Annotated in this window: 21 protein-coding genes; 11 read left to right on the top strand and 10 right to left on the bottom strand. The window is 69.7% G+C overall.

What is annotated here, in order from left to right; all coding sequences use genetic code 11:
* The first annotated feature begins 35 nt into the window (after positions 1-35).
* Positions 36-893, top strand: a complete 858-nt coding sequence (gene nadC / locus C7444_RS13520; RefSeq protein WP_110401373.1) for a carboxylating nicotinate-nucleotide diphosphorylase — start codon at positions 36-38, stop codon at positions 891-893.
* A gap of 73 nt (positions 894-966) precedes the next feature.
* Here nadC and C7444_RS13515 read toward each other — a convergent pair whose 3' ends face one another.
* From C7444_RS13515 to C7444_RS13500, 4 genes are all read right to left on the bottom strand, one after another.
* Positions 967-1,341, bottom strand: coding sequence for a DUF779 domain-containing protein (locus C7444_RS13515; RefSeq protein ID WP_110401407.1), 375 nt, complete (start codon positions 1,339-1,341; stop codon positions 967-969).
* Between the two features lie 97 nt (positions 1,342-1,438).
* Entirely contained in the window at positions 1,439-2,959 is a 1,521-nt protein-coding gene (exaC, locus tag C7444_RS13510) for an acetaldehyde dehydrogenase ExaC (RefSeq protein ID WP_110401372.1), read from the bottom strand.
* 342 nt (positions 2,960-3,301) lie between these two features.
* Entirely contained in the window at positions 3,302-4,951 is a 1,650-nt protein-coding gene (locus C7444_RS13505) for an acyl-CoA synthetase (RefSeq protein ID WP_110401371.1), read from the bottom strand.
* Positions 4,952-5,094: 143 nt separating this feature from the next.
* Complete coding sequence (locus tag C7444_RS13500) at positions 5,095-5,502, bottom strand: CoA-binding protein (protein ID WP_110401370.1); 408 nt, start codon at positions 5,500-5,502, stop codon at positions 5,095-5,097.
* Between the two features lie 167 nt (positions 5,503-5,669).
* Here C7444_RS13500 and C7444_RS13495 point away from each other — a divergent pair, with 167 nt between their 5' ends.
* From C7444_RS13495 to C7444_RS13485, 3 genes are all read left to right on the top strand, one after another.
* Positions 5,670-7,220, top strand: coding sequence for a methyl-accepting chemotaxis protein (locus C7444_RS13495; protein ID WP_110401369.1), 1,551 nt, complete (start codon positions 5,670-5,672; stop codon positions 7,218-7,220).
* A gap of 222 nt (positions 7,221-7,442) precedes the next feature.
* Positions 7,443-8,597 (top strand): lytic murein transglycosylase B, encoded by a 1,155-nt coding sequence (gene mltB / locus C7444_RS13490; protein ID WP_110401368.1) that lies wholly within the window; start codon positions 7,443-7,445, stop codon positions 8,595-8,597.
* A 57-nt stretch (positions 8,598-8,654) separates the two neighbouring features.
* Positions 8,655-10,664, top strand: coding sequence for an ABC-F family ATP-binding cassette domain-containing protein (locus tag C7444_RS13485; RefSeq protein WP_110401406.1), 2,010 nt, complete (start codon positions 8,655-8,657; stop codon positions 10,662-10,664).
* Between the two features lie 51 nt (positions 10,665-10,715).
* Here C7444_RS13485 and C7444_RS13480 read toward each other — a convergent pair whose 3' ends face one another.
* Positions 10,716-11,687: an asparaginase gene (locus C7444_RS13480; RefSeq protein WP_110401367.1), complete on the bottom strand. Its 972-nt coding sequence runs from the start codon at positions 11,685-11,687 to the stop codon at positions 10,716-10,718.
* Positions 11,688-11,835: 148 nt separating this feature from the next.
* Between C7444_RS13480 and lexA the strand changes: the two genes are divergently transcribed.
* Both lexA and C7444_RS13470 read left to right on the top strand, forming a co-directional pair.
* Entirely contained in the window at positions 11,836-12,525 is a 690-nt protein-coding gene (lexA, locus tag C7444_RS13475) for a transcriptional repressor LexA (RefSeq protein ID WP_110401366.1), read from the top strand.
* Positions 12,526-12,619: 94 nt separating this feature from the next.
* Positions 12,620-12,970, top strand: coding sequence for a hypothetical protein (locus tag C7444_RS13470; RefSeq protein WP_146219401.1), 351 nt, complete (start codon positions 12,620-12,622; stop codon positions 12,968-12,970).
* 75 nt (positions 12,971-13,045) lie between these two features.
* On the opposite strand, the gene phbB is transcribed toward C7444_RS13470, so the two are convergent.
* From phbB to phaC, 3 genes are all read right to left on the bottom strand, one after another.
* Positions 13,046-13,783 carry an acetoacetyl-CoA reductase gene (gene phbB / locus C7444_RS13465; protein WP_110401405.1) on the bottom strand — a complete coding sequence of 246 codons (738 nt, stop codon included), beginning with the start codon at positions 13,781-13,783 and terminating at the stop codon, positions 13,046-13,048.
* A 90-nt stretch (positions 13,784-13,873) separates the two neighbouring features.
* On the bottom strand, positions 13,874-15,052 hold the full coding sequence (locus C7444_RS13460) for an acetyl-CoA C-acetyltransferase (RefSeq protein ID WP_110401364.1): 1,179 nt from the start codon (positions 15,050-15,052) through the stop codon (positions 13,874-13,876).
* A 73-nt stretch (positions 15,053-15,125) separates the two neighbouring features.
* Complete coding sequence (gene phaC / locus C7444_RS13455) at positions 15,126-16,883, bottom strand: class I poly(R)-hydroxyalkanoic acid synthase (protein ID WP_110401363.1); 1,758 nt, start codon at positions 16,881-16,883, stop codon at positions 15,126-15,128.
* A 135-nt stretch (positions 16,884-17,018) separates the two neighbouring features.
* Between phaC and C7444_RS13450 the strand changes: the two genes are divergently transcribed.
* Positions 17,019-17,285 (top strand): hypothetical protein, encoded by a 267-nt coding sequence (locus tag C7444_RS13450; RefSeq protein WP_211317553.1) that lies wholly within the window; start codon positions 17,019-17,021, stop codon positions 17,283-17,285.
* On the opposite strand, the gene pgeF is transcribed toward C7444_RS13450, so the two are convergent.
* A complete protein-coding gene (pgeF, locus tag C7444_RS13445) occupies positions 17,265-18,128 on the bottom strand; it encodes a peptidoglycan editing factor PgeF (RefSeq protein ID WP_110401362.1) in 864 nt (287 codons plus the stop codon). The genes C7444_RS13450 and pgeF overlap by 21 nt on opposite strands.
* Entirely contained in the window at positions 18,118-18,756 is a 639-nt protein-coding gene (gene maiA, locus C7444_RS13440) for a maleylacetoacetate isomerase (RefSeq protein ID WP_110401361.1), read from the bottom strand. The genes pgeF and maiA overlap by 11 nt, the downstream gene beginning before the upstream one ends.
* A gap of 103 nt (positions 18,757-18,859) precedes the next feature.
* On the opposite strand from maiA, the gene C7444_RS13435 reads away from it, so the two are divergent.
* The 4 genes from C7444_RS13435 to C7444_RS20275 form a co-directional block, all read left to right on the top strand.
* Positions 18,860-19,405, top strand: a complete 546-nt coding sequence (locus C7444_RS13435) for an NUDIX hydrolase (RefSeq protein WP_110401360.1) — start codon at positions 18,860-18,862, stop codon at positions 19,403-19,405.
* Between the two features lie 54 nt (positions 19,406-19,459).
* On the top strand, positions 19,460-21,640 hold the full coding sequence (locus C7444_RS13430; protein ID WP_110401359.1) for a type I secretion system permease/ATPase: 2,181 nt from the start codon (positions 19,460-19,462) through the stop codon (positions 21,638-21,640).
* 10 nt (positions 21,641-21,650) lie between these two features.
* A complete protein-coding gene (locus C7444_RS13425) occupies positions 21,651-23,078 on the top strand; it encodes an HlyD family type I secretion periplasmic adaptor subunit (protein WP_110401358.1) in 1,428 nt (475 codons plus the stop codon).
* A 296-nt stretch (positions 23,079-23,374) separates the two neighbouring features.
* Positions 23,375-24,348: FecR family protein (locus C7444_RS20275; protein WP_211317552.1), on the top strand; the 974-nt coding region annotated here is incomplete at its 3' end.

Raw genomic sequence — 24,348 nt, 5'->3', positions numbered from 1 at the left:
ACAATCGTGGCGGATCACAACACGACGCGCCCGCCATGTCCCTCTCCCGCCTGCCCGACGACCTGCACTACACCGTGGAACACGCCCTTGCCGAAGACATCGGCACCGGCGACGTCACCGCCTACCTGGTGCCGGCCGGGCAGTACGCCCGCGCCCGGGTGATCACCCGCGAGGCCGCCGTCATCTGCGGCCAGCCGTGGTTCGACCTGGTATTCCGGCTGATCGAGCCGGGCGTGAGCATCCAGTGGTCGGTGGCCGAGGGTGCCCGGGTCGAACCCGACCAGCTGCTGTGCACCATCGCCGGCCCGGCCCGGGCGCTGCTGACCGGCGAGCGCAGCGCGCTGAACTTCCTGCAGACGCTGTCGGGCACGGCCACGACGGTGCAGCGCTACGTCGAGGCGGTCGCCGGCACCGGCTGCCGCATCGTCGACACCCGCAAGACCCTGCCCGGCCTGCGCAACGCGCAGAAGTACGCCGTGGTGGTGGGCGGCGGGCTCAACCACCGCATCGGGCTCTACGACGGCTTCCTGATCAAGGAGAACCACATCGCCGCCGCCGGCGGGCTGCGCCAGGCCATCCACGCCGCCCGGGCGCTGGGCGCGCCGGTGCCGCTGATGGCCGAGGCCGAGAACATGAAGGAGGCGCGCATCGCGATCGACGAGGACGTCGACCTGCTGCTGATCGACGACTTCACGCTGCCCGAGATCCGCGAGGCGGTGGCGCTGGTGCGCGACCACCGCGCCTGCGGCGGCCGCACGCTGGTCGAGTACTCCGGCGGCGCCACGCTGGAGACCATCCGCAGCCTGGCCGAGACCGGCGTGGACCGCATCTCCGTGGGCGCGCTGACCAAGCACCTGCGGGCCATCGACCTGTCGATGCGCGTGGCCGCCTGAAGCTTCCCGGCCCGGACCGCGCGGCACGCACCGCGCCGCCCCGGGGTCCGGGACGATGCCGCCCGGGCCGATCTCAGGCCTGCCGGTCCTCGAGCGCCGCCAGTTCGGCGATCTCCGCATCGGTGAACAGGCGCGAGGTGGCGTGGAAGCCCAGCCCGGTGCCGTTCTCGAGCGAGAACGCCCCGCCCTCGCCCGGGATCGCGTCGATCAGCAGCTGCGTGTTGCGCGCGAACTCGAACGACGAGCGGTGCATGTAGTAGGGGTGGCCGCCCAGGCGCCCGAGCAGCACGTCGTCCTGCGACAGCCCCAGCTCACCCGGCTTGAAGCACATCGGGGTCGAGCCGTCGCAGCAACCACCCGACTGGTGGAACAGCAGCTCGCCATGCTGCGCCGACAGGCGCTCGATCAGGGCCAGCGCCGCCGGCGTGGCCACCACTCTGTCAACCATGTCCATCTCCTGCCGGCACGCACGGCCGGCCCAAAAAAAACGGGGAGGCCGGTGGGCCCCCCCGAAATTCAGGCTGCAATGAAAAACCGTCGATCGATCAGAAGAAACCCAGCGCGTTCGGCGAGTAGCTGACGAGCAGGTTCTTGGTCTGCTGGTAGTGGTCCAGCATGGCCTTGTGGGTCTCGCGGCCGATGCCCGATTCCTTGTAGCCGCCGAAGGCCGCACCGGCCGGGTAGGCGTGGTAGCAGTTGGTCCACACGCGGCCGGCCTGGATGGCGCGACCCATGCGGTAGGCACGGCTGCCGTCACGGCTCCACACGCCGGCGCCCAGGCCGTACGGGGTGTCGTTGGCGATGGCCAGGGCCTCGGCTTCGGTCTTGAAGGTGGTCACGGCCAGCACGGGGCCGAAGATCTCCTCGCGGAACACGCGCATGTCGTTGTTGCCCTTGAACAGCGTGGGCTGGATGTAGTAGCCGCCGGCCAGGTCACCACCCAGTTCGGCCTTGCCACCACCGATCAGCACCTCGGCGCCCTCTTCCTTGCCCACGGCCATGTAGGACAGGATCTTGTCCATCTGCAGCGCCGAGGCCTGTGCACCCATCATCGAGTCGGTGTCCAGCGGGCTGCCCTGCTTGATCGCGGCCACGCGCTTGAGGGCCCGCTCCATGAACTTGTCGTAGATCGATTCCTGGATCAGCGCGCGCGACGGGCAGGTGCAGACCTCGCCCTGGTTGAACGCGAACAGCACCAGGCCTTCGACGGCCTTGTCGAAGAAGGCGTCGTCGGCGTCGGCGATGTCCTCGAAGAAGATGTTGGGGCTCTTGCCACCCAGCTCCAGCGTGGCCGGGATCAGGTTGGTGGCCGCGGCCTGGGCGATGACCCGGCCGGTGGCGGTCGAGCCGGTGAAGGCGATCTTGGCGATGCGCTTGGACGTGGCCAGCGGCATGCCGGCTTCACGACCGAAACCGTTGACGATGTTCAGCACGCCCGGGGGCAGCAGGTCGGCGATCAGCTCGGCCAGGATCAGGATGCTGATCGGGGTCGACTCGGCCGGCTTGAGCACGACGCAGTTGCCCGCGCCCAGCGCCGGCGCCAGCTTCCAGGCCGCCATCAGGATCGGGAAGTTCCAGGGGATGATCTGGCCGACGACGCCCAGCGGCTCGTGGAAGTGGTAGGCGATGGTGTTGCCGTCGACCTCGGTCAGCGAACCTTCCTGGGCGCGCAGGCAGCCGGCGAAGTAGCGGAAGTGGTCGGCCGACAGCGGGATGTCGGCGTTCAGCGTCTCGCGGATCGCCTTGCCGTTGTCGACCGTCTCGGCGTAGGCCAGCACCTCGAGGTTGGCCTCGATGCGGTCGGCGATCTTCAGCAGGATGTTGGCGCGGTCGGCGGCCGGGGTGGCGGCCCACTTGTCCTTGGCGGCGTGAGCGGCGTCCAGCGCCAGCTCGATGTCCTCGGCGCCGGACTTGGCCGCGCGGGTGTAGGGCTTGCCGCTGATCGGGGTGATGACATCGAAGTACTCGCCCTTGACCGGGGCAACCCACTGGCCACCGATGAAGTTGTCGTACTGAGCCTTGTAGGCCAACTTGGCGCCGGCCGTGCCGGGATAGGCGTAAAGCATGTCTGTCTCCTGAACAATGGGTGGTTAGAGAGATGCAGGCCGGGCCTGCGTCGCGCTCCCACCTCCTATCGCATGCCGCGTGCCACCCCGTTCGATCGCCGGAACAGCGTCAAAAAGACCGCCCAACCGGGTAGAAACCTGAGCCCGGTGCTGCGGCAGGGGGCTGCGTGGCGCCGGGTACACCTGGGACACTGTCACATCCTGGGACGGGTCGCTGGAACAGCGGCGCAGACCGTCGCGGCACACCCTGTCACACCGCCCCGGACCCGCCCCGGCCAGGCCAGGCAAGGCAAGGCGCCCGGGCCCGGGGCGCCTGCGTCGGACGGCCTCGGTCGAAGGCGCTCAGTCGCAGGCGCTGCCGGAGCGGGCCCGCTCGCGCAGCTGGAACTTCTGGATCTTGCCGGTCGACGTCTTCGGGATGGGCTCGAAGCGGATGTCACGCGGCACCTTGTAGCCTGCCAGCAGGCCGCGGCAATGCGCGATCAGTTCTTCCGCGGTGGCCGCGTCCGGCGCCTTCAGCTCGACGTAGGCCATCGGCGTCTCGCCCCACTTCGGATCGGGCTTGGCCACGACCGCGCAGGCGACGACCGCCGGGTGGCGGTAGAGCGCATCCTCGACCTCGATGGAGCTGATGTTCTCGCCCCCGGAGATGATGATGTCCTTGCTGCGGTCCTTGATCTTGACGTAACGGTCGGCCTCCATGACCGCGAGGTCGCCGGTGTGGAACCAGCCGCCGGCGAACGAGGCCGCCGTCGCCGCCGGGTTCTTCAGGTAGCCCTTCATCACCACGTTGCCGCGGAACATGATCTCGCCCATGGTGCTGCCGTCGGCAGGCACCTCGGCCAGGGTCTCGGGGTCCATCACGGTCATGCCCTCCTGCAGCAGGTAGCGCACGCCCTGGCGGCCGTTCAGCCGGGTCTGCTCGGCCAGGCTCTGGGCGGCCCAGTCCGGGTCCTTGACCGCGACGCTGGACGGCCCGTAGACCTCGGTCAGGCCGTAGACATGGGTGATGTCGAAACCCAGCTGCGCCATGCCCTCGATCATCGAGGCCGGTGGTGCGGCGCCCGCGACCAGGCCGCGCACCGGGTGCCCGATGCCCTGGCGCAGCTCGGCGGGCGCGGCGATCAGCAGGCTGTGCACGATGGGCGCGGCGCAGTAGTGATCGACGCGGTACTCGCTCATCGCCTCGAGGATCAGGCGGGCATCGACCTTGCGCAGGCACACGTGCGTGCCCCCCAGCGAGGCGATGGTCCACGGGAAGCACCAGCCGTTGCAGTGGAACATCGGCAGCGTCCACAGGTAGACCGGGAAATGCGGCATGGTCCAGGTCACCGCATTGCCGACCGCGTTCAGGTAGGCGCCGCGGTGGTGGGTCACCACCCCCTTGGGGTCGCCGGTGGTGCCCGAGGTGTAGCTCACCGCGATCGCGTCCCACTCGTCGGCCGGGCCCTGCAGGCGCTCGACCGGCGCATGGGCGGCCAGCAGCGCCTCGTACTCGTGGGCGCCGAGCCGCTCGTGCGGGCCGGCGAACTCGCTGTCGCAGACATCGATGACCACCGGCTCGCGGCCGTGCGTGCTCTTGAGCAGCGCCAGCGCCTTGTCCATCAGCGGCGCGAACTCGCTGTCGGTGATCAGCACCTGCACCTCGCAGTGGTTCATCTGCCAGGCCAGCAGCGCCGCATCCAGGCGGGTGTTGAGCGTGTTGAGCACCGCGCCGGTGGCCGGCACGCCGTAGTGCGCCTCGACCATCTCGGGCGTGTTGGGCAGCATCACGCTGACGGTGCTGCCCCGGCCCACGCCGAGCGCCTTCAGCGCGGCGACCAGGCGGGCGCAACGCTCGCGCACCTGGGCCCAGGTGTAGCGGCGCGCACCGTGGATGACGGCCGTGCGGGCACCGAAGACCTCGGCGCTGCGCTCGACGAAGCTGATCGGCGACAGCGCCACATGGTTGGCCGGCGTGCGTGGAAGGTCGAGGTCGTAGAGGTTGTTCATGGAAGGACGGGTCTGCTCCAGGGATCGTGACCGGTTTCCGCACGAACGATCGTGCGGAAACTTCCATTTTGAAGCCGGCTGCCTTGCCCCAGCTTGACAGCCGGGCGCGGCGGAGACGCTTAAGCGATCACGGGCACCGCGGCTCAGGCGAGCCGGCGGGCATGGTCGACCAGCAGGCAGCGGTCCATCACCGACAGCAGGCCGGCCGCACGCGCCAGGCGATCCGCCTCGGTGTTGACGACCCCCTGCTGCTGCCAGAGGCAGCGGGCCCCGATGCGCACGGCGGCCCGGGCGACCGGCAGCACGTCCTCGGTGCGGCGGAAGACATCGACGACGTCGATCGGCACCGGCACCTGGTCGAGGTCGGGCCAGCAGGGCAGGCCTTCCCAGGTCTGCAGCAGCGGGTGGACCGGCACCACGGTCCAGCCGGCCTCGCGCAGATAGGTGGCCACCCGATGGCTGGGCCGCGACGCACGGTCCGACAGCCCGACCACCGCCACCGTGCGGGGCATGGACAACAGGTCCTGCAGGTCGACAAAACCAGGGCGCATTGCAGCTTTTCTCAGATCGGGGCTCTCGGGGTCGCCTGCCAAACGAACAGGCGGGTGATTCAGGCCCGAATCGGGCTGAAGTTTTCCGCAAGCGTGTCGATGATAGACATGCCCCGCCCGGTGTGCAGCGCCCTGCCTGCCGCCGCACATTCCAGAGGAGACGATTGATGAATGCATTTGCGAACCTGACGCTGCGCAGCCGACTGCTGGCGTCGTTCGGCGTCATGCTGGCGCTGGCCCTGGCCATTGCGGCGGCCAGCTTCCACAGCCTGTCGGGCATGGGCCGCGAAGCCGGCGAGCTGGCGGACAACTGGCTGCCCAGCGTCACCCACGTGTCCACGATGAGGAGCCTGACCTCGGACTTGCGCATCGCCGAGGCCCAGCACGTGCTCAGCACCGATGAGGCCAAGATGGCCGAGATCGACAAGGCCATGACGGCGCTGCTGGCCGAAGCCGCCTCGCACGACCAGGCCTACGAGCCGCTGATCAGCAGCCCGGAGGAGCGCAAGCTCTACCAGCAGTACGTCGAACATCGGCAGCAGTACATGGCCATTCACGACAAGATGCTGGCGCTGTCCCGGTCCAACAACAACGCCGAGGCCAGCGAGCTGCTGCAGGTCGCCTCCGTCCCGTCGTTCCAGATGATGACGGCCTCGCTCCAGAAACTGGTCGACCTGAACAACCAGGGCGCCAAGGCCTCGAGCGAAAACGTCAACCAGCTCTACGCGAGCGCGCTCTGGATGCTGGGCATCACGCTGGCGGTGGCGCTGCTGGCCGGGCTGGGCCTGGCGCTGACGCTGTCGTCGGCCATCGCCGGGCCGGTGCGCCAGTCGGTCCAGGCGCTGCAGAGCATCGCCGACGGTGACCTGACGCACCGCGTGGAGGTGACCGCGACCGGCGAGATCGGCGAGCTGCAGCGCACGCTGGCCCACATGACCGACAACCTGGCGCGCATGGTCAGCGACGTGCGCCAGGGCACCGACGCGATCGCGACCGCGTCGTCGCAGATCGCCCAGGGCAACTCCGACCTGTCCTCGCGCACCGAGACGCAGGCCTCGAACCTGCAGGAGACCGCCGCCTCGATGGAGCAGATGTCAACCACCGTGCGCGCCAACTCCGACACCGCACGCCAGGCCAACCAGCTCGCCGGCCACGCGTCGGAGATGGCGGTGACCGGCGGCGCGGCGGTGGGCAAGGTGGTCTCGACGATGGCCGAGATCCAGACCAGTTCGCGCAAGATCGCCGACATCATCGGCGTGATCGACGGCATCGCCTTCCAGACCAACATCCTGGCGCTGAACGCGGCGGTGGAAGCCGCCCGCGCGGGCGAGCAGGGCCGCGGCTTCGCGGTCGTGGCCGGCGAGGTGCGCAACCTCGCCCAGCGCAGCGCCAACGCGGCCCGCGAGATCAAGACCCTGATCACCGACAGCGTCGAGAAGGTCAACGCCGGCACCGACCAGGTGAGCGCCGCCGGCAGCAGCATCGAGGAGGTGGTCGCCCAGGTGCGCAAGGTGGCCGACCTGATCGGCGAGATCACCGCCTCCAGCAGCGAGCAGAACGACGGCGTGACGGCGATCAACGCGGCCGTCAGCCAGCTCGACCACGCCACGCAGCAGAACGCGGCGCTGGTCGAGCAGACCGCCGCCGCCGCGGAGAGCCTGCGCCAGCAGGCCTCCACGCTCAGCCACACCGTGTCGGCCTTCCGCGTGCACGCCTGAAGCGGCCACGCGCGGCCGCAGCACACGGCCGCATCTCACATCGCACCTCACACAGGGGCGCGGACCGGCAGGTCCGCGCCCCCTTTTTTTGGCCCTGTACCGTCTCGGCCCCATGGCGACCTTTTTGCCGTTTTCCGATCTTTCCCGATCTTTCGCGCGCCCTGTGTTCCGCGCGACGCCGGCGGGCCCGCCCGGAGGCGGCCGGGCCGCGACAATCGCGCCATGATCTGCCACGCTCTCCCGCGCCTGCGACGCGCCGAACGCCCCTCCCGCTCGCCCCGCCGGCGGACCCTCGCCCCCCGTGCACTGGCCCTGTCGGTCCTGCTCGCCCTGCCCTGGATGGCCCGGGCGCAGGACGGCGGCAGCGCCCCGCCGAGCGGCGGCACGACCCAGGAGCGCCCGGTCGAGCTGCCCTACGGCGAACGGGCCGAGGTGCAGGCCTTCGCCGCGGCGGTCGGCACCCGCCACCCCGAGCTGGAGCCCGCCGCCGTGCTGCGCACGCTGGCCGGAGCGAACTACCAGCCCAGCGTGGCGCGGCTGATCATGCCGGCCGCGCAGAGCAATGCCCGCAACTGGTCGGCCTACCGCAGCCGCATGGTCGATCCGGTGCGGGTGCGCGCCGGGGTCGAATTCCGCCAGCGCCATGCGGGCGCGCTGCAGCGCGCCGAGCAGCAGTACGGCGTGCCGGCCGACATCGTGGTGGCCATCATCGGCATCGAGACGCTCTACGGCCGCCACACCGGCACCTTCCGGGCGATCGACGCGCTGAGCACGCTGGCCTTCGATTTTCCGAGCGGGCGCAGCGACCGTTCGGCCTTCTTCCGCGACGAGCTCGAGGCGCTGCTGGTGCTGGCCGCCCGCGAGGGCGTGGACGCCGCGGAGATCCGCAGCTCCTACGCCGGTGCGCTCGGGCTGCCGCAGTTCATGCCCGGCAGCTGGCTGCAGCATGCGGTCGACTTCGACGGCGACGGCCGCATCGACCTGCACCGCAACCCGGTCGACGCGATCGGCAGCGTGGCCCGCTACCTGGCCAACGCCGGCTGGCAGCGTGGCGTGCCGACCCACTACGCGGTGCAGCCCCCCGCCGATCCGGCCTCGCTGGCCACGCTGCTCAAGCCCGACATCCTGCCCAGCTTCACCGCGGCGGAGTTCACCCGGCTGGGGGCCGTGCTCGAGCCCGCCGCGCTGGCGCACACCGGGCCGCTCGCGCTGGTCGAGCTGCGCAACGGCCTGGAGCAGCCACCCAGCCACGTCGCGGGCACCGCCAATTTCTGGGCCGTCACCCGCTACAACTGGTCTGCCTACTACGCGATGGCGGTGATCGAGCTGGCCCGCACGATCACGCTGATCGACACGGCACGGCAGGCCCGGCCGTGACGGGTCCGACCCCGCGTTGACCGGAAGCGGGCCGGGGCGGCGACAATGCACGCCGCCATGCTCCAACTCAAGAACATCTCCCTGCGCCGCGGCACGAAACTCGTGCTCGACGGTGCCAGCTTCACCCTGCAACCCGGCGAGAAGGCCAGCCTGGTCGGCCGCAACGGCGCGGGCAAGTCATCGCTCTTCTCGCTGCTGACGCACCGCCTGCAGGCCGACGCCGGCGACGTGGAGATGCCGCCGCGCTGGCGCATTGCCGAGGTCGCCCAGGACATGCCCGAGACCGACCAGGGCGCGACCGACTTCGTGCTCGAGGGTGACCTCCAGCTGATGGCCGCCCGCGCCGCGCTCGCCGCGGCCGAGGCCGCCGACGACGGCCACGCCATCGGCGACGCCCACGTCGCGCTGGCCGAGGCCGGCGAGTTCGACGCCGTCGCACGTGCCCAGGCGCTGCTGCTCGGCCTGGGCTTCTCGATGGGACAGGTCGACGCACCGGTCAACAGCTTCTCGGGCGGCTGGCGCATGCGCCTGCAGCTGGCCCGTGCGCTGATGTTCCCGGGCGACCTGCTGCTGCTCGACGAACCGACCAACCACCTGGACCTCGACGCCCTGGTCTGGCTGGAAGCCTGGCTCAAGCGCTACGACGGCACGATGCTGGTCATCAGCCACGACCGTGAATTCCTCGATGCCATCACGCAGGTGACGCTGCACCTCGACGAGGCGAAGATCAACCGCTACGGCGGCAACTACACCAGCTTCGAGTCCATGCGGGCCGAACGCATGCTGCAGCAGCAGGCCGCGTTCGGCCGCCAGCAGGAGAAGGTCGCGCAGCTGCAGCGCTTCATCGACCGCTTCAAGGCCAAGGCCAGCAAGGCCAAGCAGGCGCAGAGCCGGGTCAAGGCACTGGCCCGCATGGAGAAGATCGCGCCGGTGCTCACCAGCGCCGACTTCCAGTTCGAGTTCCGCGAACCGCTCAGCCTGCCCAACCCGATGCTGGTGATGAACGAGCTGGAGGTCGGCTACGCCGGCCAGGACGGCGAGCCCGACAAGGTGATCGTGCGCAACGTCAACCGCAGCGTGCTGCCGGGCGAGCGCATCGGCATCCTGGGCGCCAACGGCCAGGGCAAGTCGACGCTGGTCAAGACGCTGGCGCGCGCCCAGGCCGCGATGGGCGGCCATGTGCTCGAGGGCAAGGGCCTGGCCATCGGCTACTTCGCCCAGCAGGAGATGGACGTGCTGCGCCCGGACGAGGGCCCGCTCGCGCACATGGTGCGCCTGGCCCGGGAACAGGGCCCGGCCGGCCGGGAGCAGGAGCTGCGCGACTTCCTCGGCCGCTTCCGCTTCACCGGCGAGATGGTCGGCCAGGCGGTCGGCAGCCTGTCGGGCGGCGAGAAGGCCCGCCTGGTGCTGGCCATGCTGGTGTGGCAGCGCCCCAACCTGCTGCTGCTCGACGAGCCGACCAACCACCTCGACCTGACCACCCGCGAGGCGCTCAGCATGGCGCTCAACGAGTACGAGGGCACGGTGATGCTGGTCAGCCACGACCGGGCGCTGCTGCGCGAGGTCTGCGACGAGTTCTGGCTGGTCACCAAGGGTCGGGTCGAGCCCTTCGACGGCGACCTCGACGACTACCAGAAGTGGCTGCTCGACCAGAGCCGCGAAGCGGCCCGTGCCGCCCGCGAGCGCGACCGCGCGGCCCGAGGCGGACCGGCCGCCACCCCCGCGCCGGCCCCGGTGGCCGTGGTGGCCCCGACCCCGGCGCCCGCCGAGAGCGGCGCGACCCGCCGCGACGATCGCAAGGCCACGGCCGCCAACCGCCAGAAGCAGGCCGAGCGGACACGCCCGGTGCGCAAGGCCCTGACCGAGGCCGAGACCCGCCTGGCGCAGGCGCAGAAGGACCACGCCGTCCTGCTGCAGGACATGGCGGCCCCCGACGTGCCGCCCGCCCGCCGGGCCGAACAGGGCCGCCAGCTCAAGCAGCTCGACGAGCTGATCGAGTCGACCGAGCAGCGCTGGCTGGAACTGACCGAGGAGCTCGAGCAGCTCCAGGCCGGCGACGGCAGCTGAAGCCGGTCCCCGGCGGCCGGCCCGGTCGGCGCCCGCCCGCCGGGGGCACCTTCAGCGCCGCCGGGCCGCCAGCAGGCGCAGCAGCAGCTCGACCCGGGCCTGGGCCGGGGTCAGCGACGCGGCGTGGGGCAAGGCGTCATGGGCGCTGCCCGGAAGGATGCAGCCCGAGCCCGACCGCAGCGCACGCAGCACCGCGACCCCGCGCGACTGCGCCCGCAGCAGCGCGGCGAACAGCTCATGGTGCACGGTGCCGTTGCCGGTGCAGCCCACCACCAGGCCCTGCACCCCCGCCTCGCAGAGCAGGTCGACGATGCGGCCGTCGGCCCCCGCGTGGCTGCTTACCAGCTGGACCTCGGGCCAGATCTCGGGGTCGAGCACCGCCGCGCCCAGGGGCAGGCCCTGAGGCCAGGGCCGCAGCGGACGCAGCTGCCCCTCCTCGATGAACGCCAGCGGCCCGGCATCCCCGGCACTGAAGGCGTCGAGCCGGTAAGGATGGACCTTGCGCACCTCGGCGGCCGCCCACACCACGCCGTTGAGCACCGCCAGCACGCCCTGCACCTGCGGCTGCAGCGCCACGGTCACCGCGTCGAGCAGGTTCTGCGGACCATCGGCCTGCAGCGCATCGGCCGGGCGCATCGCGGCGGTCAGCACCAGCGGCTTGAGCGGCGACAGCACCCGCTGCAGCAGGTAGCCGGTCTCCTCCAGCGTGTCGGTGCCGTGGGTCACCACCACGCCGCAGACCTGCGGATCCTTCAGGTGGCGCTCGGCCGCGGCCGTCAGGCGGCGCCAGACCGCGTGGCTCATGTCCTTGCTGTCGACCTGGGCCACCTGCTCCACCTGCAGGTCGACGCCGCGCCGCGACAGGCTCGCCAGCCCGGGAATCGCCGCCACGAGGTCGTCGACCTGGAGCTGTGCGGCCACGTAGCCGACGTTGTCACCCGCACGGGCCGAGGTGCCCGCGATGGTGCCCCCGGTGCCGAGAATGACCACACGGCGGGCAGAGGAGTCGGAAATCCTTGTCATGGATGGAATGCTGTCTAAAATCACAGTGTTCTGTATGAATTCACAGCCCCGACCCGCCCGTTCACATCGGTCGTTGCGTGGCGCGTCGCCGGACCTCATGCCCGGTGAGCCGCCAGCTTAGCCGAGCGCACCCCTGAAGGACCCTTTTGTGGACAAGAGCCCCAAACTCACCCCGCGGCAGCAACAGATCCTGGAGCTGGTCCAGAGCACCATCGAACGCACCGGCGCCCCGCCCACCCGCGCCGAGATCGCCGCCGAGCTCGGCTTCCGCTCACCCAACGCCGCCGAGGACCACCTGCAGGCGCTGGCCCGCAAGGGCGTCATCGAGCTGATCGGCGGCACCTCGCGCGGCATCCGGCTGCGCAGCGACACGCTGCGCACGCTCAACGAATCCCGGCTGCGTGGCATCGGCCAGCAGTTCGACCTGCCGCTGCAGGCCCTGAACCAGCTCAGCCTGCCGCTGGTCGGCCGGGTGGCCGCGGGTCATCCGATCCTGGCCCAGGAGCACATCGACCGCCAGTACACGGTCGAGTCCCACCTGTTCGCCCGCCGGCCGGACTACCTGCTGAAGGTGCGTGGCATGAGCATGCGCGACGCCGGCATCCTCGACGGCGACCTGCTGGCCGTGCAGCGGTCGAGCGAGGCCAAGAACGGCCAGATCGTCGTCGCCCGGCTCGGCGACGAGGTCACGGTCAAGCGCTTCCAGCGCACGCGCCAGGGCATCGAGCTGATCCCGGAGAACCCGGACTTCTCGATCATCCACGTCGCCCCGGACGCCGAGGACTTCGTGCTCGAGGGCCTGGCGGTCGGCCTGATCCGCAACACCATGCTCACCTGAGCCGCCGCCGGGGTCGGCCGTGAAGTATTCGCAGAATCGGCTCGATTGATTTTTCAACTTCGAGCCGCGGATACCGATTCAACTGGAGTCACAGATGCTCTCACTGAGAAACACCATGCGCCTGATCATCGACCAGTTGAAACCCGCCTCGGCGCACCGGCCGAAAAAGGCCCGCGGTACCCGGCGCTGCAGCGTGGCCATGATGGTCACGGCACGCCGCCGGGCCACCCAGGCCACCACCGTCGCCCATGACACCACCGGCCTCGATCTGGAGCGCCCGCGCCTGGCCCTGGTCGTCAATCACGCCGAGGTCCAGCCGGCCAGCGCCGCCGCCCACCAGCCCCTGCGCCTGCGAGTCGCCCCGGGCGACAAGCAGCTGACGGTCATCAGCGGGCGCATGAAGGATGTCTGCGACGCGCTGGACCTGATGATCGACGCGGCATGAAAAAAGGCGACAGGCCAGAAGCCTGTCGCCCTTCAGTCCGTCAAGGACCGGTACCGCGGTGGCCTGGGCCCCGCATCAGCCCATGTGCAGGCCGCCGTTGCAGCTGAAGTCGGCACCGGTGGTGAAGCCCGAGTCCGGGCCGGCCAGCCACGCGACGATCGAGCCGATCTCCTCGGGCGAACCCAGGCGCTTGACCGGGATGGTCGCGACGATCTTCTCCAGCACTTCGGGCTTGATGGCTCGCACCATGTCGGTCCCGATGTAGCCGGGGCTGACGGTGTTGACCGTCACGCCCTTGGCCGCCATTTCCTGGGCCAGGGCCATCGTGAAGCCGTGCATGCCGGCCTTGGCGGCCGAGTAGTTGGTCTGGCCGGCCTGACCCTTCTCGCCGTTGACCGAGCTGATCTGGATGATGCGGCCCCAGCCCCGTTCGACCATGTCGCTGACCACCTGCTTGGTGACGTTGAACATGCTGGTCAGGTTGGTGCTGATGACCGCGTCCCAGTCCTCGCGCGACATCTTCAGGAACATGCGGTCGCGGGTGATGCCGGCGTTGTTGACCAGCACGTCGATCGGGCCGTGCTCGGCCTTGGCGCGCGCGAAGGCCTCGACGGTCGATTCCCACTCGGCGACGTTGCCCACGGACGCGTAGAAGGTGTAGCCCAGCTCCTTCTGCTCGTCGAGCCACTTGTTGAAGTCACGGCTCGGGCCGCAACCGGCGATCACCTTGAAGCCGTCGGCGTGCAGCCGGCGGCAGATGGACGTTCCGATGCCACCCATGCCACCCGTGACGTATGCGACTTTCTGTGTCATGACCATGTCTCCTGACGATCAGTTTCTTGAAGGGAGACCCGCGGGGATCCGCGGGTCGAAAGATCTCGAGCGGTGACGGCGTGTGCCGCCTCAGCGTTCGATGGTGAGGGCCACGCCCATGCCGCCGCCGATGCACAGCGAGGCGATGCCCTTGTGGGCGCCGCGACGCTGCATCTCGTGCAGCAGGCTGACCAGGATGCGGCAGCCGGACGCACCGATCGGGTGTCCGATCGCGATGGCCCCGCCGTTGACGTTGACCTTGTTCAGGTCCCAGCCCATTTCCTGGTTGACGGCGCAGGCCTGTGCCGCGAAGGCTTCGTTGATCTCGAGCAGGTCGAGGTCGGCCGGGGACCAGCCGGCGCGCTGCAGCGCCTTGCGCGATGCCGGCACCGGGCCCATGCCCATCAGCGCCGGATCCAGGCCCGCGGAGGCGTAGCTGGCGATGCGACCCAGCGGCTTGAGCCCCAGCTCGGCCGCCTTGGCCGCCGACATGACCATCACCGCGGCGGCACCGTCGTTCAGGCCGGACGCGTTGCCGGCGGTGACGCTGCCGGCCTTGTCGAAGGCCGGACGCAGCGCGGCCAGCGCTTCGGCACCGGTCTTGCGGTTGAGGAATTCGTCGGTGTCGAAGATCACCGGATCACCCTTGCGCTGCGGGATGCTGACCGGGACGATCTCGTCGCGGAAGCGGCCGGCATCCTGCGCGGCGGCGGCCTTCTGCTGCGAGGCCAGGGCCAGCTCGTCCTGCATCGCACGGCTGATGCCGTACTGCTTGGCGACGTTTTCCGCCGTGATGCCCATGTGGTACTGGTTGTAGACGTCCCACAGGCCGTCGACGATCATCGAATCGACCATCTTCCAGTCGCCCATGCGCTGGCCGTCGCGCGAGCCCTGCAGCACGTGCGGGCTGGCGCTCATGTTCTCCTGGCCCCCGGCGATGACGATCTCGCTGTCGCCGTCGCGGATGGCCTGGGCGGCCAGCATCACGGCCTTCAGGCCCGAGCCGCACACCTTGTTGATGGTCATCGCCGGCACGCCCTGGGGCAGGCCGGCCTTGATGACGGTCTGGCGTGCCGGGTTCTGGCCGCAACCGGCCTGCAGGACCTGGCCGAGGATCACTTCGCTGATCTGCTCGCCGGCGACGCCCGTGCGCTCCAGCAGGCTGCGGATCACGGCGGCGCCGAGATCCGGGGCAGACACCTTGGCCAGGCTGCCGCCAAACTTGCCCACCGCCGTCCGGGCGGCTGCAACGATCACGATATCGGTCATTTCATGCACTCCTCGCTGATGAGTCAGCTGTCTGTCAATCTGTGGGTCGATCTTTTCATCTGCCGCCAGAGGTTCAGGCCTTCTGCTGAACGTAGCGCCCCGGGGCCGGCTCGATGGCCGGATGGGTCTTGTTGCCGAACGCCTTGGGCGCGGCCTTGAGTGCACCTGCATGTCCCTGCAGCCAGCCGGCCCAGTCCGGCCACCAGCTGCCGGGATGTTCCTGGGCTTGCGCGAACCATTCGGCTGCGCTGTCGGGCTGTGCGTCGCACAGCCAGTAATTGCGTTTCTTCTTGGCCGGCGGGTTGATCACGCCGGCGATGTGTCCCGAAGCCCCGAGCACAAAACGCTTCGGACCCGACAGGATGCCGGTGCTCAGGTAGGCGGATTCCCAGGGCACGATGTGGTCCTCGCGCGAGGCGTAGAGGTAGACGGGCGCCTGGATCGTGCGCAGGTCCACCGACTCGCCACACACCGTCAGGGCGCCAGGCTGCTTGAGCTTGTCTTCGAGATAGGTGTTGCGCAGATACCAGCAGTACATCGGGCCGGGCAGGTTGGTGCTGTCGGAATTCCAGTACAGCAGGTCGAACGGGGGCGGCAGCTCCCCTTTCAGGTAGTTTCCGACAACATAGTTCCAGACCAGCTCGTTGGGACGTAAAAAACTGAAAGTTGTTGCAAGCTCCTTGCCTTTGAGCAACTTCGGGCCCTGGGCCGCCTGGGCACCGATGCTCATCTCGCGCAGGCGCACCATGTCCTCGTCGATGAACAGGTCGAGCACGCCCGTGCGGCTGAAGTCGAGGAAGGTGGTCAGCAGCGTCACGCTGGCGGCCGGCTGCTCGCCCCGCGCGGCCAGCACGGCCAGCGCGCACGCCAGCAGCGTGCCGCCGACGCAGAAGCCGAGCGCATTGACCTGGGCCGAGCCGGAGATGTCCTGCACGGTGCGCAGCGCCTGGATCACGCCGTGCTCGACATAATCGTCCCAGGTGCGCGCGGCCATGCCGTCGTCGGGATTGCGCCAGCTGACCACGAAGACCCGGTGGCCCTGCTCGACGGTATAGCGGATCAGCGAGTTTTCCGGCTGCAGGTCGAGGATGTAGAACTTGTTGATGCACGGTGGCACGAACAGCATCGGCCGGGCGTGGACCTTGGGCGTCAGCGGCTTGTATTCGAGCAGCTGGAAATACTCGTTCTCGAAGACGACCGCCCCTTCGCTGGTCGCCACGTTGCGCCCGACCTCGAACACGCTTTCGTCGGTCTGGGACACATGCCCCTGGCGCAGGTCGCCGATCAGGTTGCGCACCCCGCTGACCAGGCTCTCGCCCTGGGTGGAAATCGCCTTCTGCAGCGCCTCGGGATTGAGGGCGAGGTAGTTCGAGGGCGCCGCCGCGTCGATCCACTGCTGCACGGCAAAACGCACCCGGGCACGGGTCTTTTCATCACCTTGGACTGCCTCCGCCATGCGGGCCAGTGTGCGCGCATTCAGCAGATAGACGGCTGCGGCATAACCCGCAACCGGATTGGACAGCCATTGTTCGCCGGCAAAGCGCCGGTCCTTGATGGGCGTGGCCGCGGCATCGGCGCTCAGGCGCTGATTCCAGACCTGCGCGGCCTCGCGCAGATAATCGGTCTGGATGGCGAGCAGTTCGGCCGGATCGATCTTCAATCCGCTCAGCGAACGCAAGGCGGATTCGAACGTGGGCGATGGGGCCTGACCGGTCGGAGCCGAGGCGCCCCACGGGCTGAAGGCCGGCATTTTCCAGGCTGAACGCATGGCCTCTTCAAAAGCCTGGGTGCCGGGCATGGCGCCGCCCGCGTTCGCTGCTTGTTCTGTCATGTAGCTCCTCCGGTTGCCCCGTGCGGGGCCGGTCTTTTTGATGCGGATCGGGTGACAGCCCTTATCCTGCAGATTCATTATGACGCCGGGTCCATGGCGTCCGCTGTCGAAAGATCACCACACGCAGGAGAGTGGATGTACCTGGTTGCCATCGCATGGATGTACGTCGCAGTGATGATGTCCGCGGCCGAGCTGATGCACCCCGACGGGAGCGTGCTCGGAGCCGTCGTGACGCTGCTGCTCTATGGGGTCGGCCCGCTGGCGCTGGTGCTCTACCTGCTGCGCACGCCGGCACGCCGCCGCGCCCGCAAGGCGCAGGAGGCGGCCGAACAGGCACAACGTGACCTCGAGGCGGCCGCCGGGCCGGTGCCCGCCCCGCCGTCAGCCGAGTCCCGCACCTGAGCCAACCGGCGCCTCCGGCTCGCGCCAGATCAGCGCCGACATGCGGCCGCAGTGCCGGTCACGCCGGTAGGAGAAGTAGCGCTCGGGCTGGCTGACCGTGCACCAGCGATCGCTGCCGTCGTTGCCGGCGAGCTCGAGCACGCCGGCGGCCCTCAGCCGGCGCCGGGCCAGCGCCGGCAGGTCGGCGAGCCACTTGCCCGGGCCCGGGCCGGCGACGAAGTGGGACGCCGCGCCCGGATCGGGCCGGCAGAAGGCCTCACGCACGTCCTCGCCGACCTCGAAGGCGGCCGGGCCGATGCACGGCCCCAGCCAGGCCTCAAAAGCGTCGGGGGCGGCGTCGCCACCGAGGCGACCGAGGGCCTCCAGCGTCGCCTCCAGCACCCCGCCGGCCAGGCCCCGCCAGCCGGCATGGGCCGCACCGACGACCCGACCGTCCCGGTGCGCGAACAGCACGGGCAGGCAGTCGGCCACCTGGATCTCGCAGGCGTGGGCCGTGCCCGACGAGACCACGGCATCGGCGGCGATCGACAGGCTGTCGACGCCGGCCGGCAGCTCGTCGAGCACCGCGACCGCCGTCCCGTGGACCTGCTGGAACAGCAGCGGCGGCCGGCCGGCGGCCAGGCGCAAGCGCTCGCGGTTGATCGACACGGCGCGTTCGTCGTCCCCGATGCCGGGGCGCGGATTGAAGCTGCCGAAGGCGCCGCCACTGACGCCGCCCTGGCGGTCGCTCATCAAGGCGCGCACGCCCGGGCCGGAGAACGAGGGCTGCAGCCACGACGGCGGCCGGCTCCAGCCGGCAGGGTCCCCGGCCTCGTGCGGGCGCACCGGCAGGTCACTGCGCATCGGGACAGGCCGACGGCTGGGCGCTCTGGAACGCCGGCAGGGCCATGCAGGCCTCGAAGATGCGCATCACGGTCGGCACGGCATCGAGCTGGCACTCGAAACGCTGGGCGTTGAAGATCTGCGGCACCAGCAGGCAGTCGGCCAGGCCGGGCTGGTCGCCATGGCAGTACAGGCCCGTGGCCTCGTCGCGGGCCAGGCGCCGCTCGACGGCCAGCAGGCCGTTTTCGGTCCAGTGCCGGTACCAGGCGTTCTTGGCGTCTTCGCTCACGCCCAGCTGCTGCGTCAGGTAGCGCAGCACACGCAGGTTGTTGAGCGGATGGATCTCGCAGGCGATGTCCAGCGCGAGCGAGCGCACCCGGGCCCGCCCGGGCGCATCGGCCGGCAGCAGCGCGGGCTCGGGGTGCTGCTCGTCGAGGTATTCGAGGATCGCCAGCGACTGGCTCACCGTGTGCGGCCCGTCGATCAGCAGGGGCACCAGCCGCTGCGGGGACAGGGCCTCGAAATCCGGCTCGAGCTGCTCGTTGCGCACCAGGTGGACCGCCCGGTAGTCGAAGGCCAGGCCTTTGAGCGCCAGGCCGATGCGCACACGGAAGGAGGCGGAAGACCTGAAATAGCTGTAGAGCTCCATCGAGCGTGACTCCTCGTGCATTTTGTCGACTGGTGAGCGCGCCTGGGCGCAGGCCGGGCGAAGTCGATGATGCCATGCAAAACCGGCAGGCTACACTCGTCGGATGCCCCTCCAGCGCCGCATCAGACACTGCCGTGAATGCGGGAGTCCGGTCACGTACCGGGTCCCGGACGACGACAACCGCGAACGGGCGACCTGCCTGGCCTGCACCACCATCCACTACGAGAACCCGCTCAACGTGGTGGGCACCCTGCCGGTGTGGGAAGACCAGGTGCTGCTGTGCCGCCGCAACATCGAGCCGCGGCGCGGGCTGTGGACGCTGCCGGCGGGCTTCATGGAGCTCGGCGAGACCACCGCCGAAGGCGCGCTGCGCGAGACGATCGAGGAGGCCGGCGCGCGCATCGAGCTCGGCGGGCTCTACACGGTGCTCAACGTCGCCCGGGTCGGCCAGGTCCACCTGTTCTACCGCGCCCGGCTGCTCGACACCCGCTTCGACCCCGGCCCGGAGACCATCGAGGCGCAGCTGTTCCGCGAGGACGAGGTGCCCTGGGACGAGCTGGCGTTCCGCACGGTCCGGGTGACCCTCGAGCGCTACTTCGCCGACCGCCGCAGCGGTCAATTCGGCGTGCATTGCGCCGATATCCCCTGAAGAACCCCATCCTGGATGACCCCTTCCATTGCTGCCGACCGCGGGCCTGACGACATGTCCGACACGCCGCCCACCGACACCCCCGACGACCACGGCGCCCCCCACGTGCGCGAGGACCTGGTCCACCCCGATCCGCTGCTCGACTGCCTGCTGGAGGTCTGCCGCCTCAACGGCGTCGGGGCCTCGCGCGCCTCGCTGTCGGCCGGCCTGCCGCTCGAGGGTGGCCGCCTGACGCTGAAGCTGGCCGAGCGCGCCTGCCAGCGGGTGGGCATGTTCAGCCGCCTGCAGCGGGTCAAGCCGCACCGCATCGACGCCACCGCCCTGCCCGCCATCCTGCTGCTGAAGAACAACGAAGCCTGCGTGCTGCTGGGCTGGACCAAGGAAGGTGACGCACGGGTGCTGCTGCCCGAGACCGGCCAGGGTTCGGTGCTGATGCCGCGCAAGGAGGTGGCGCGCCGCTACACCGGCCTGACGCTGTTCGTGCGGCCGCATTTCCGCTTCGACGACCGCACCGCCGACCTGCCCAGCAACGCCGGCAAGCACTGGTTCTGGAGCGCCATCTCGAGCCAGCGCCTGGTCTACCGCGACGTGCTGTGGGCCGCCTTCCTGATCAACCTGTTCGGGCTGGCCTTCCCGATCTTCACGATGAACGTCTACGACCGCGTGGTGCCCAACCACGCGCTGGAGACGCTGTGGGTGCTGGCCGCCGGGCTGGCCATGGTGCTGGGCGCGGACTTCGTGATGCGGCTGCTGCGCAGCCACTTCCTCGACGAGGCCAGCGCGCGCATCGACATCCAGCTCTCCTCTTCGCTGATGGAGCGGGTGCTGGGCATGCGGCTGGAGAACCGGCCGCAGTCGGTCGGCTCCTTCGCCTCCAACCTGCGCGGCTTCGAGCAGGTGCGCGACTTCATCACCTCGTCGACCGTCACCACACTGATCGACCTGCCCTTCGCGCTGGTCTTCATGCTGGCGATGGCCTGGATCTCGCCGCTGCTGGTGATCCCGGTGGTGCTGGTGTTCGCGGTGGTGCTGATCGCCGGCTTCGTGCTGCAGCACCGCCTGCACGAACTGGCGCAGTCGACCTACCAGATCAGCGCGCAGCGCAACGCCACGCTGGTCGAGGCGCTGTCGGGCATCGAGACGCTCAAGACCCAGGCGGCCGAAGGCGTGATCCAGTCGCGCTGGGAGCGGGGCAATCAGGTGCTGGCGCAGACCAGCATGCGCATGCGTGCGCTGACCAGCCGGGCCAGCTACGGCACCCAGTTCCTGTCGCAGATGGTGAGCCTGTCGGTGCTGATCATCGGCGTGCACCTGATCTCCGAGCGGGTGCTGACGATGGGCGCGCTGATCGCCTGCACCACGCTGGCCTCGCGGGCCCTGGCCCCGGCCGGCCAGATCGTCGGCCTGCTGATGCAGTACCAGGGCGCGCGCACCGCGCTCGAGTCGCTCAACAAGGTGATGGCCCAGCCGGTCGAGCGGGAACAGGGCTCGAACTTCCTGCACCGGCGCGAGCTGCAGGGCGCGATCGAGTTCAAGCAGGTGAGCTTCGCCTACCCCGGCCGGGACGACTCGATCATCGACAACCTGAGCTTCCGCATCCAGCCCGGCGAACGGGTCGCGCTGATCGGTCGGGTCGGTTCGGGCAAGTCGACGATCGAGAAACTGATCCTGGGCCTCTACCAGCCCCGGGACGGCGCGGTGCTGCTCGACGGCATCGACCTGCGGCAGCTCGATCCGGCCGACGTGAGGCGCAACATCGCCTGCGTCTCCCAGGACGTGACCCTCTTCTACGGCTCGCTGCGCGAGAACATCACGATGGGCCTGCCCTACGCCGACGAGCAGGCGGTGCTGGCGGCCACCGAGATCGCCCACCTGCAGGAGTTCGTCAACCGCCACCCGCGCGGCTTCGACCTGCAGGTCGGCGAGCGCGGCGAGTTCCTCTCCGGCGGCCAGCGCCAGTGCGTGGGCATCGCACGCGCGGTGCTGCTCAATGCGCCGGTGCTGCTGCTCGACGAACCCACCAGCGCGATGGACTTCTCCACCGAATCGCAGATCACGAAGAAGCTGACCGAGTTCACCGCCGGCAAGACGGTGGTGCTGGTGACGCACCGCACCTCGATGCTGTCGCTGGTCGACCGGGTCATCGTCATCGACGGCGGACGGGTGGTGGCCGATGGCCCGCGCGACCGCATCATGGAAGCACTGCAGTCCGGGCGCATCGCCCGGGCCGCGTGAGGGGGTCCCGATGAACAGCACCCTGATCACGCTGGGCCGCAGGCTGCTCGCCACGCTCGAACGCCTGCGCCTGTGGCTCGAGCCGCTCACGCGCCGCCTGCTGGGCAGCACCGTCGCCGACCAGCCCCCGCCGGGCGCGGTCGTGACCTTCGAAGGCGAGGCCGAGGAGCTCTTCTCCACCCGCCGGACCGCACGCGCGCAGCGCATCGTGCGCACCGCCTCCATCGTGGTGGTGCTGCTGATCGTCTGGTCCGCCTTCGCCTCGATCGACGAGGTCACCCGCGGCGACGGCCGGGTCATCCCGTCGCGCCAGCTGCAGGTGGTGCAGTCGCTCGACGGCGGCGTGGTCTCGGAGATCCTGGTGCGCGAGGGCCAGGAGGTCGAGGCCGGCCAGCTGCTGCTGCGCATCGACGAGACCCGGGCCACCTCCGGCGTGCGGGAGAGCGCGGCGCAGTCCTTCGCGCTGAAGGTCAAGCAGGCCCGCCTGAAGGCGCTGGCCGAAGGCACCAGCTTCATCCCGCCGCCGCCCTCCTCCGGCGATCCGCAGGAGCTGCACATCATCGACGAGGAGCGCAACCTCTACCTGTCGCGCACCTCGGAGCTGGGAGCGATGATCTCGATCAACCGCCAGCAGCTGGTGCAGCGGCAGCAGGAGCTCAGCGAAGCCCGCTCGCGCCGCTCGACCGCCCAGCGGGCGCTCGAGAGCGCACAGCAGGAGCTGACGCGCACCCGGCCACTGCTGGCCTCGGGCGCCATCTCCGAGGTCGAGGTGATCCGCCTGGAACGTGACGTGAGCCGCAACCGCGGCGACCTGGAGCAGTCGACCGCGCAGATCTCGCGGGTCGAGGCCGCGATCAACGAGGCCGAGCGCAAGATGCAGGAAACCTCGCTGGCCTTCCGCAACGAGGCCCGCAAGGAGCTGTCCGAGGTGCTGGGCAAGCTCAACACGCTGCGCGAGGGCGCGGTGGCCCTGACCGACCGGGTCGACAAGGCCCAGGTCAAGTCCCCGGTGCGCGGACGGGTCCAGCGCCTGCTGGCCAACACCGTGGGCGGGGTCGTCACGGCGGGCAAGGACATCGTCGAGATCGTGCCGCTGGACGACGCGCTGGTGCTCGAGGCCAAGGTGCTGCCCAAGGACATCGCCTTCATCCACCCGAACCAGAAGGCCACGGTCAAGTTCACCGCCTACGATTTTTCGATCTACGGCGGCCTGGAGGCCATGGTCGAGAACATCAGTCCCGACACCCAGGTCGACGAGAAAGGCAACGCCTTCTATCTGGTGCGGGTGCGCACGAGGCATGCCCAGTTCGCCGACAACCTGCCCATCATCCCGGGCATGACGGCCGAGGTCGACATCCTGACGGGCCGCAAGACAGTGCTGTCCTACCTGCTCAAGCCCATCCTGAAGGCCAAGGCCTACGCGCTGAGCGAACGCTGAAACGCCTCGTCACCCGCTGCTGAACGCCGCGCCGACCGACAGGTCGCGCGGCGTTCCCGCTTTTGCGGCCGGCACGAACGGACGCCACACCCCCGGATGCTGGAGGCCGGGCACCGCAACGCGGGCCCGGATGTGACAAAACTGGCAGCCACCCGTTTCCCCTGATCCGGGTGCCGCGTTATCCTCGGGAATGGCGCTGTAGCAGTGAAGCGCTTCACGAAAAACCCGCCAACTGGATCGATAAGGCAGCAGCCGAACCCGATCCCCCACCGGTCCGAACCTCCGAAAGAACCGCCATGGCTGCCAGCTCGACCCCTTCGAACACCACCCCGTCGCTTGACCTGAACGCCATGCCCGGCCTCAAGTCCGTCACGCTCAAGCCCGGTTATGTCCCGGCCCGGCTGCCCGCCGGCAAGGTGGTCGGCGTCTGGGGCGTGGCCCTGGTGCGCACGCCGGACGGTGAGGTGCACCAGCTGCAGGTCGGCGAGTTCATCAAGAAGGGCGACGTGATCATGACGTCGCAGGACGGCATCGTGCAGATCGAGGCCGATGGCACCCGCCTGGCACGAGGCCCCGCCGGCGACGAGCTGGAGCCGGTGCTGGCCGCCCTCGACGACGCGACGCTCGACATCGCTCCGGCCGCCGGTCTGACCGGCGGTGACAGCGGCGGCCTGCTGGAAGGCCTGCGCATCACCCGCATCACCGAGGTGGTCGGTGCATCCGAATACAGCTACGACACCGCCACGGGCAGCTCGCTGGTCGAGAGCCGTGACACCGCAACGCTGAGCTTTCCCGTGCTGGGCGTGACCGCCGCGACGCTGTCGGTGCCGGAGTCGGCTGCCGCCACGCCGGGCAGCTTCATCGTCACGGCCCCCGAAGGGCTGGCCTCGGTGACGGTCGGGGGCACGACGCTGACCGCCGCCCAGCTCGCCACGCTCACGACCTCGCCAGTGACGCTGGTCACCACCGCCGGCACGCTGGTGCTGTCGGGCTACGACGCCGCGACCGGCACCATCAGCTACACCTACGACCCGAACACGGCCACGCACACCTCGGGTGCGGCGATCGGTGACAGCTTCGCCGTCACGGTGACCGATGTGCTGGGCAACTCGTCGTCCGGCGACCTGCTGGTCTCGATCACCGACACCGGACCGGCCGCCGTGGCCGACACCAACACCGTCACCGAGGACGCCACGCTCGCCTCGGCCTCGGGCAACGTCATCTCCGCCGTGGGCAACAGCCCGGCCGGGGGCGCCGACGTGCTCGGGGC

The sequence above is a fragment of the Sphaerotilus hippei genome (assembly GCF_003201595.1).
Lineage (GTDB): Bacteria > Pseudomonadota > Gammaproteobacteria > Burkholderiales > Burkholderiaceae_C > Sphaerotilus > Sphaerotilus hippei.
The sequence above is the reverse complement of the archived record's forward strand: the minus strand, read 5'-3'. Positions and strand labels throughout refer to the sequence as shown.

What these genes read in the sequence shown, in the direction of transcription:
- maiA (WP_110401361.1), bottom strand. Translation starts at nt 18,756, where the DNA reads ATGGAGCTCTACAGCTATTTCAGGTCTTCCGCCTCCTTCCGTGTGCGC.
- C7444_RS13460 (WP_110401364.1), bottom strand. Translation starts at nt 15,052, where the DNA reads ATGACCGATATCGTGATCGTTGCAGCCGCCCGGACGGCGGTGGGCAAG.
- C7444_RS13450 (WP_211317553.1), top strand. Translation starts at nt 17,019, where the DNA reads ATGTACCTGGTTGCCATCGCATGGATGTACGTCGCAGTGATGATGTCC.
- C7444_RS13495 (WP_110401369.1), top strand. Translation starts at nt 5,670, where the DNA reads ATGAATGCATTTGCGAACCTGACGCTGCGCAGCCGACTGCTGGCGTCG.
- pgeF (WP_110401362.1), bottom strand. Translation starts at nt 18,128, where the DNA reads ATGCGCAGTGACCTGCCGGTGCGCCCGCACGAGGCCGGGGACCCTGCC.
- C7444_RS13425 (WP_110401358.1), top strand. Translation starts at nt 21,651, where the DNA reads ATGAACAGCACCCTGATCACGCTGGGCCGCAGGCTGCTCGCCACGCTC.
- C7444_RS13485 (WP_110401406.1), top strand. Translation starts at nt 8,655, where the DNA reads ATGCTCCAACTCAAGAACATCTCCCTGCGCCGCGGCACGAAACTCGTG.
- phaC (WP_110401363.1), bottom strand. Translation starts at nt 16,883, where the DNA reads ATGACAGAACAAGCAGCGAACGCGGGCGGCGCCATGCCCGGCACCCAG.
- C7444_RS13505 (WP_110401371.1), bottom strand. Translation starts at nt 4,951, where the DNA reads ATGAACAACCTCTACGACCTCGACCTTCCACGCACGCCGGCCAACCAT.
- C7444_RS13480 (WP_110401367.1), bottom strand. Translation starts at nt 11,687, where the DNA reads ATGACAAGGATTTCCGACTCCTCTGCCCGCCGTGTGGTCATTCTCGGC.
- C7444_RS13515 (WP_110401407.1), bottom strand. Translation starts at nt 1,341, where the DNA reads ATGGTTGACAGAGTGGTGGCCACGCCGGCGGCGCTGGCCCTGATCGAG.
- nadC (WP_110401373.1), top strand. Translation starts at nt 36, where the DNA reads ATGTCCCTCTCCCGCCTGCCCGACGACCTGCACTACACCGTGGAACAC.
- mltB (WP_110401368.1), top strand. Translation starts at nt 7,443, where the DNA reads ATGATCTGCCACGCTCTCCCGCGCCTGCGACGCGCCGAACGCCCCTCC.
- phbB (WP_110401405.1), bottom strand. Translation starts at nt 13,783, where the DNA reads ATGACACAGAAAGTCGCATACGTCACGGGTGGCATGGGTGGCATCGGA.
- C7444_RS13500 (WP_110401370.1), bottom strand. Translation starts at nt 5,502, where the DNA reads ATGCGCCCTGGTTTTGTCGACCTGCAGGACCTGTTGTCCATGCCCCGC.
- exaC (WP_110401372.1), bottom strand. Translation starts at nt 2,959, where the DNA reads ATGCTTTACGCCTATCCCGGCACGGCCGGCGCCAAGTTGGCCTACAAG.
- C7444_RS13470 (WP_146219401.1), top strand. Translation starts at nt 12,620, where the DNA reads ATGCTCTCACTGAGAAACACCATGCGCCTGATCATCGACCAGTTGAAA.
- C7444_RS13435 (WP_110401360.1), top strand. Translation starts at nt 18,860, where the DNA reads ATGCCCCTCCAGCGCCGCATCAGACACTGCCGTGAATGCGGGAGTCCG.
- C7444_RS13430 (WP_110401359.1), top strand. Translation starts at nt 19,460, where the DNA reads ATGTCCGACACGCCGCCCACCGACACCCCCGACGACCACGGCGCCCCC.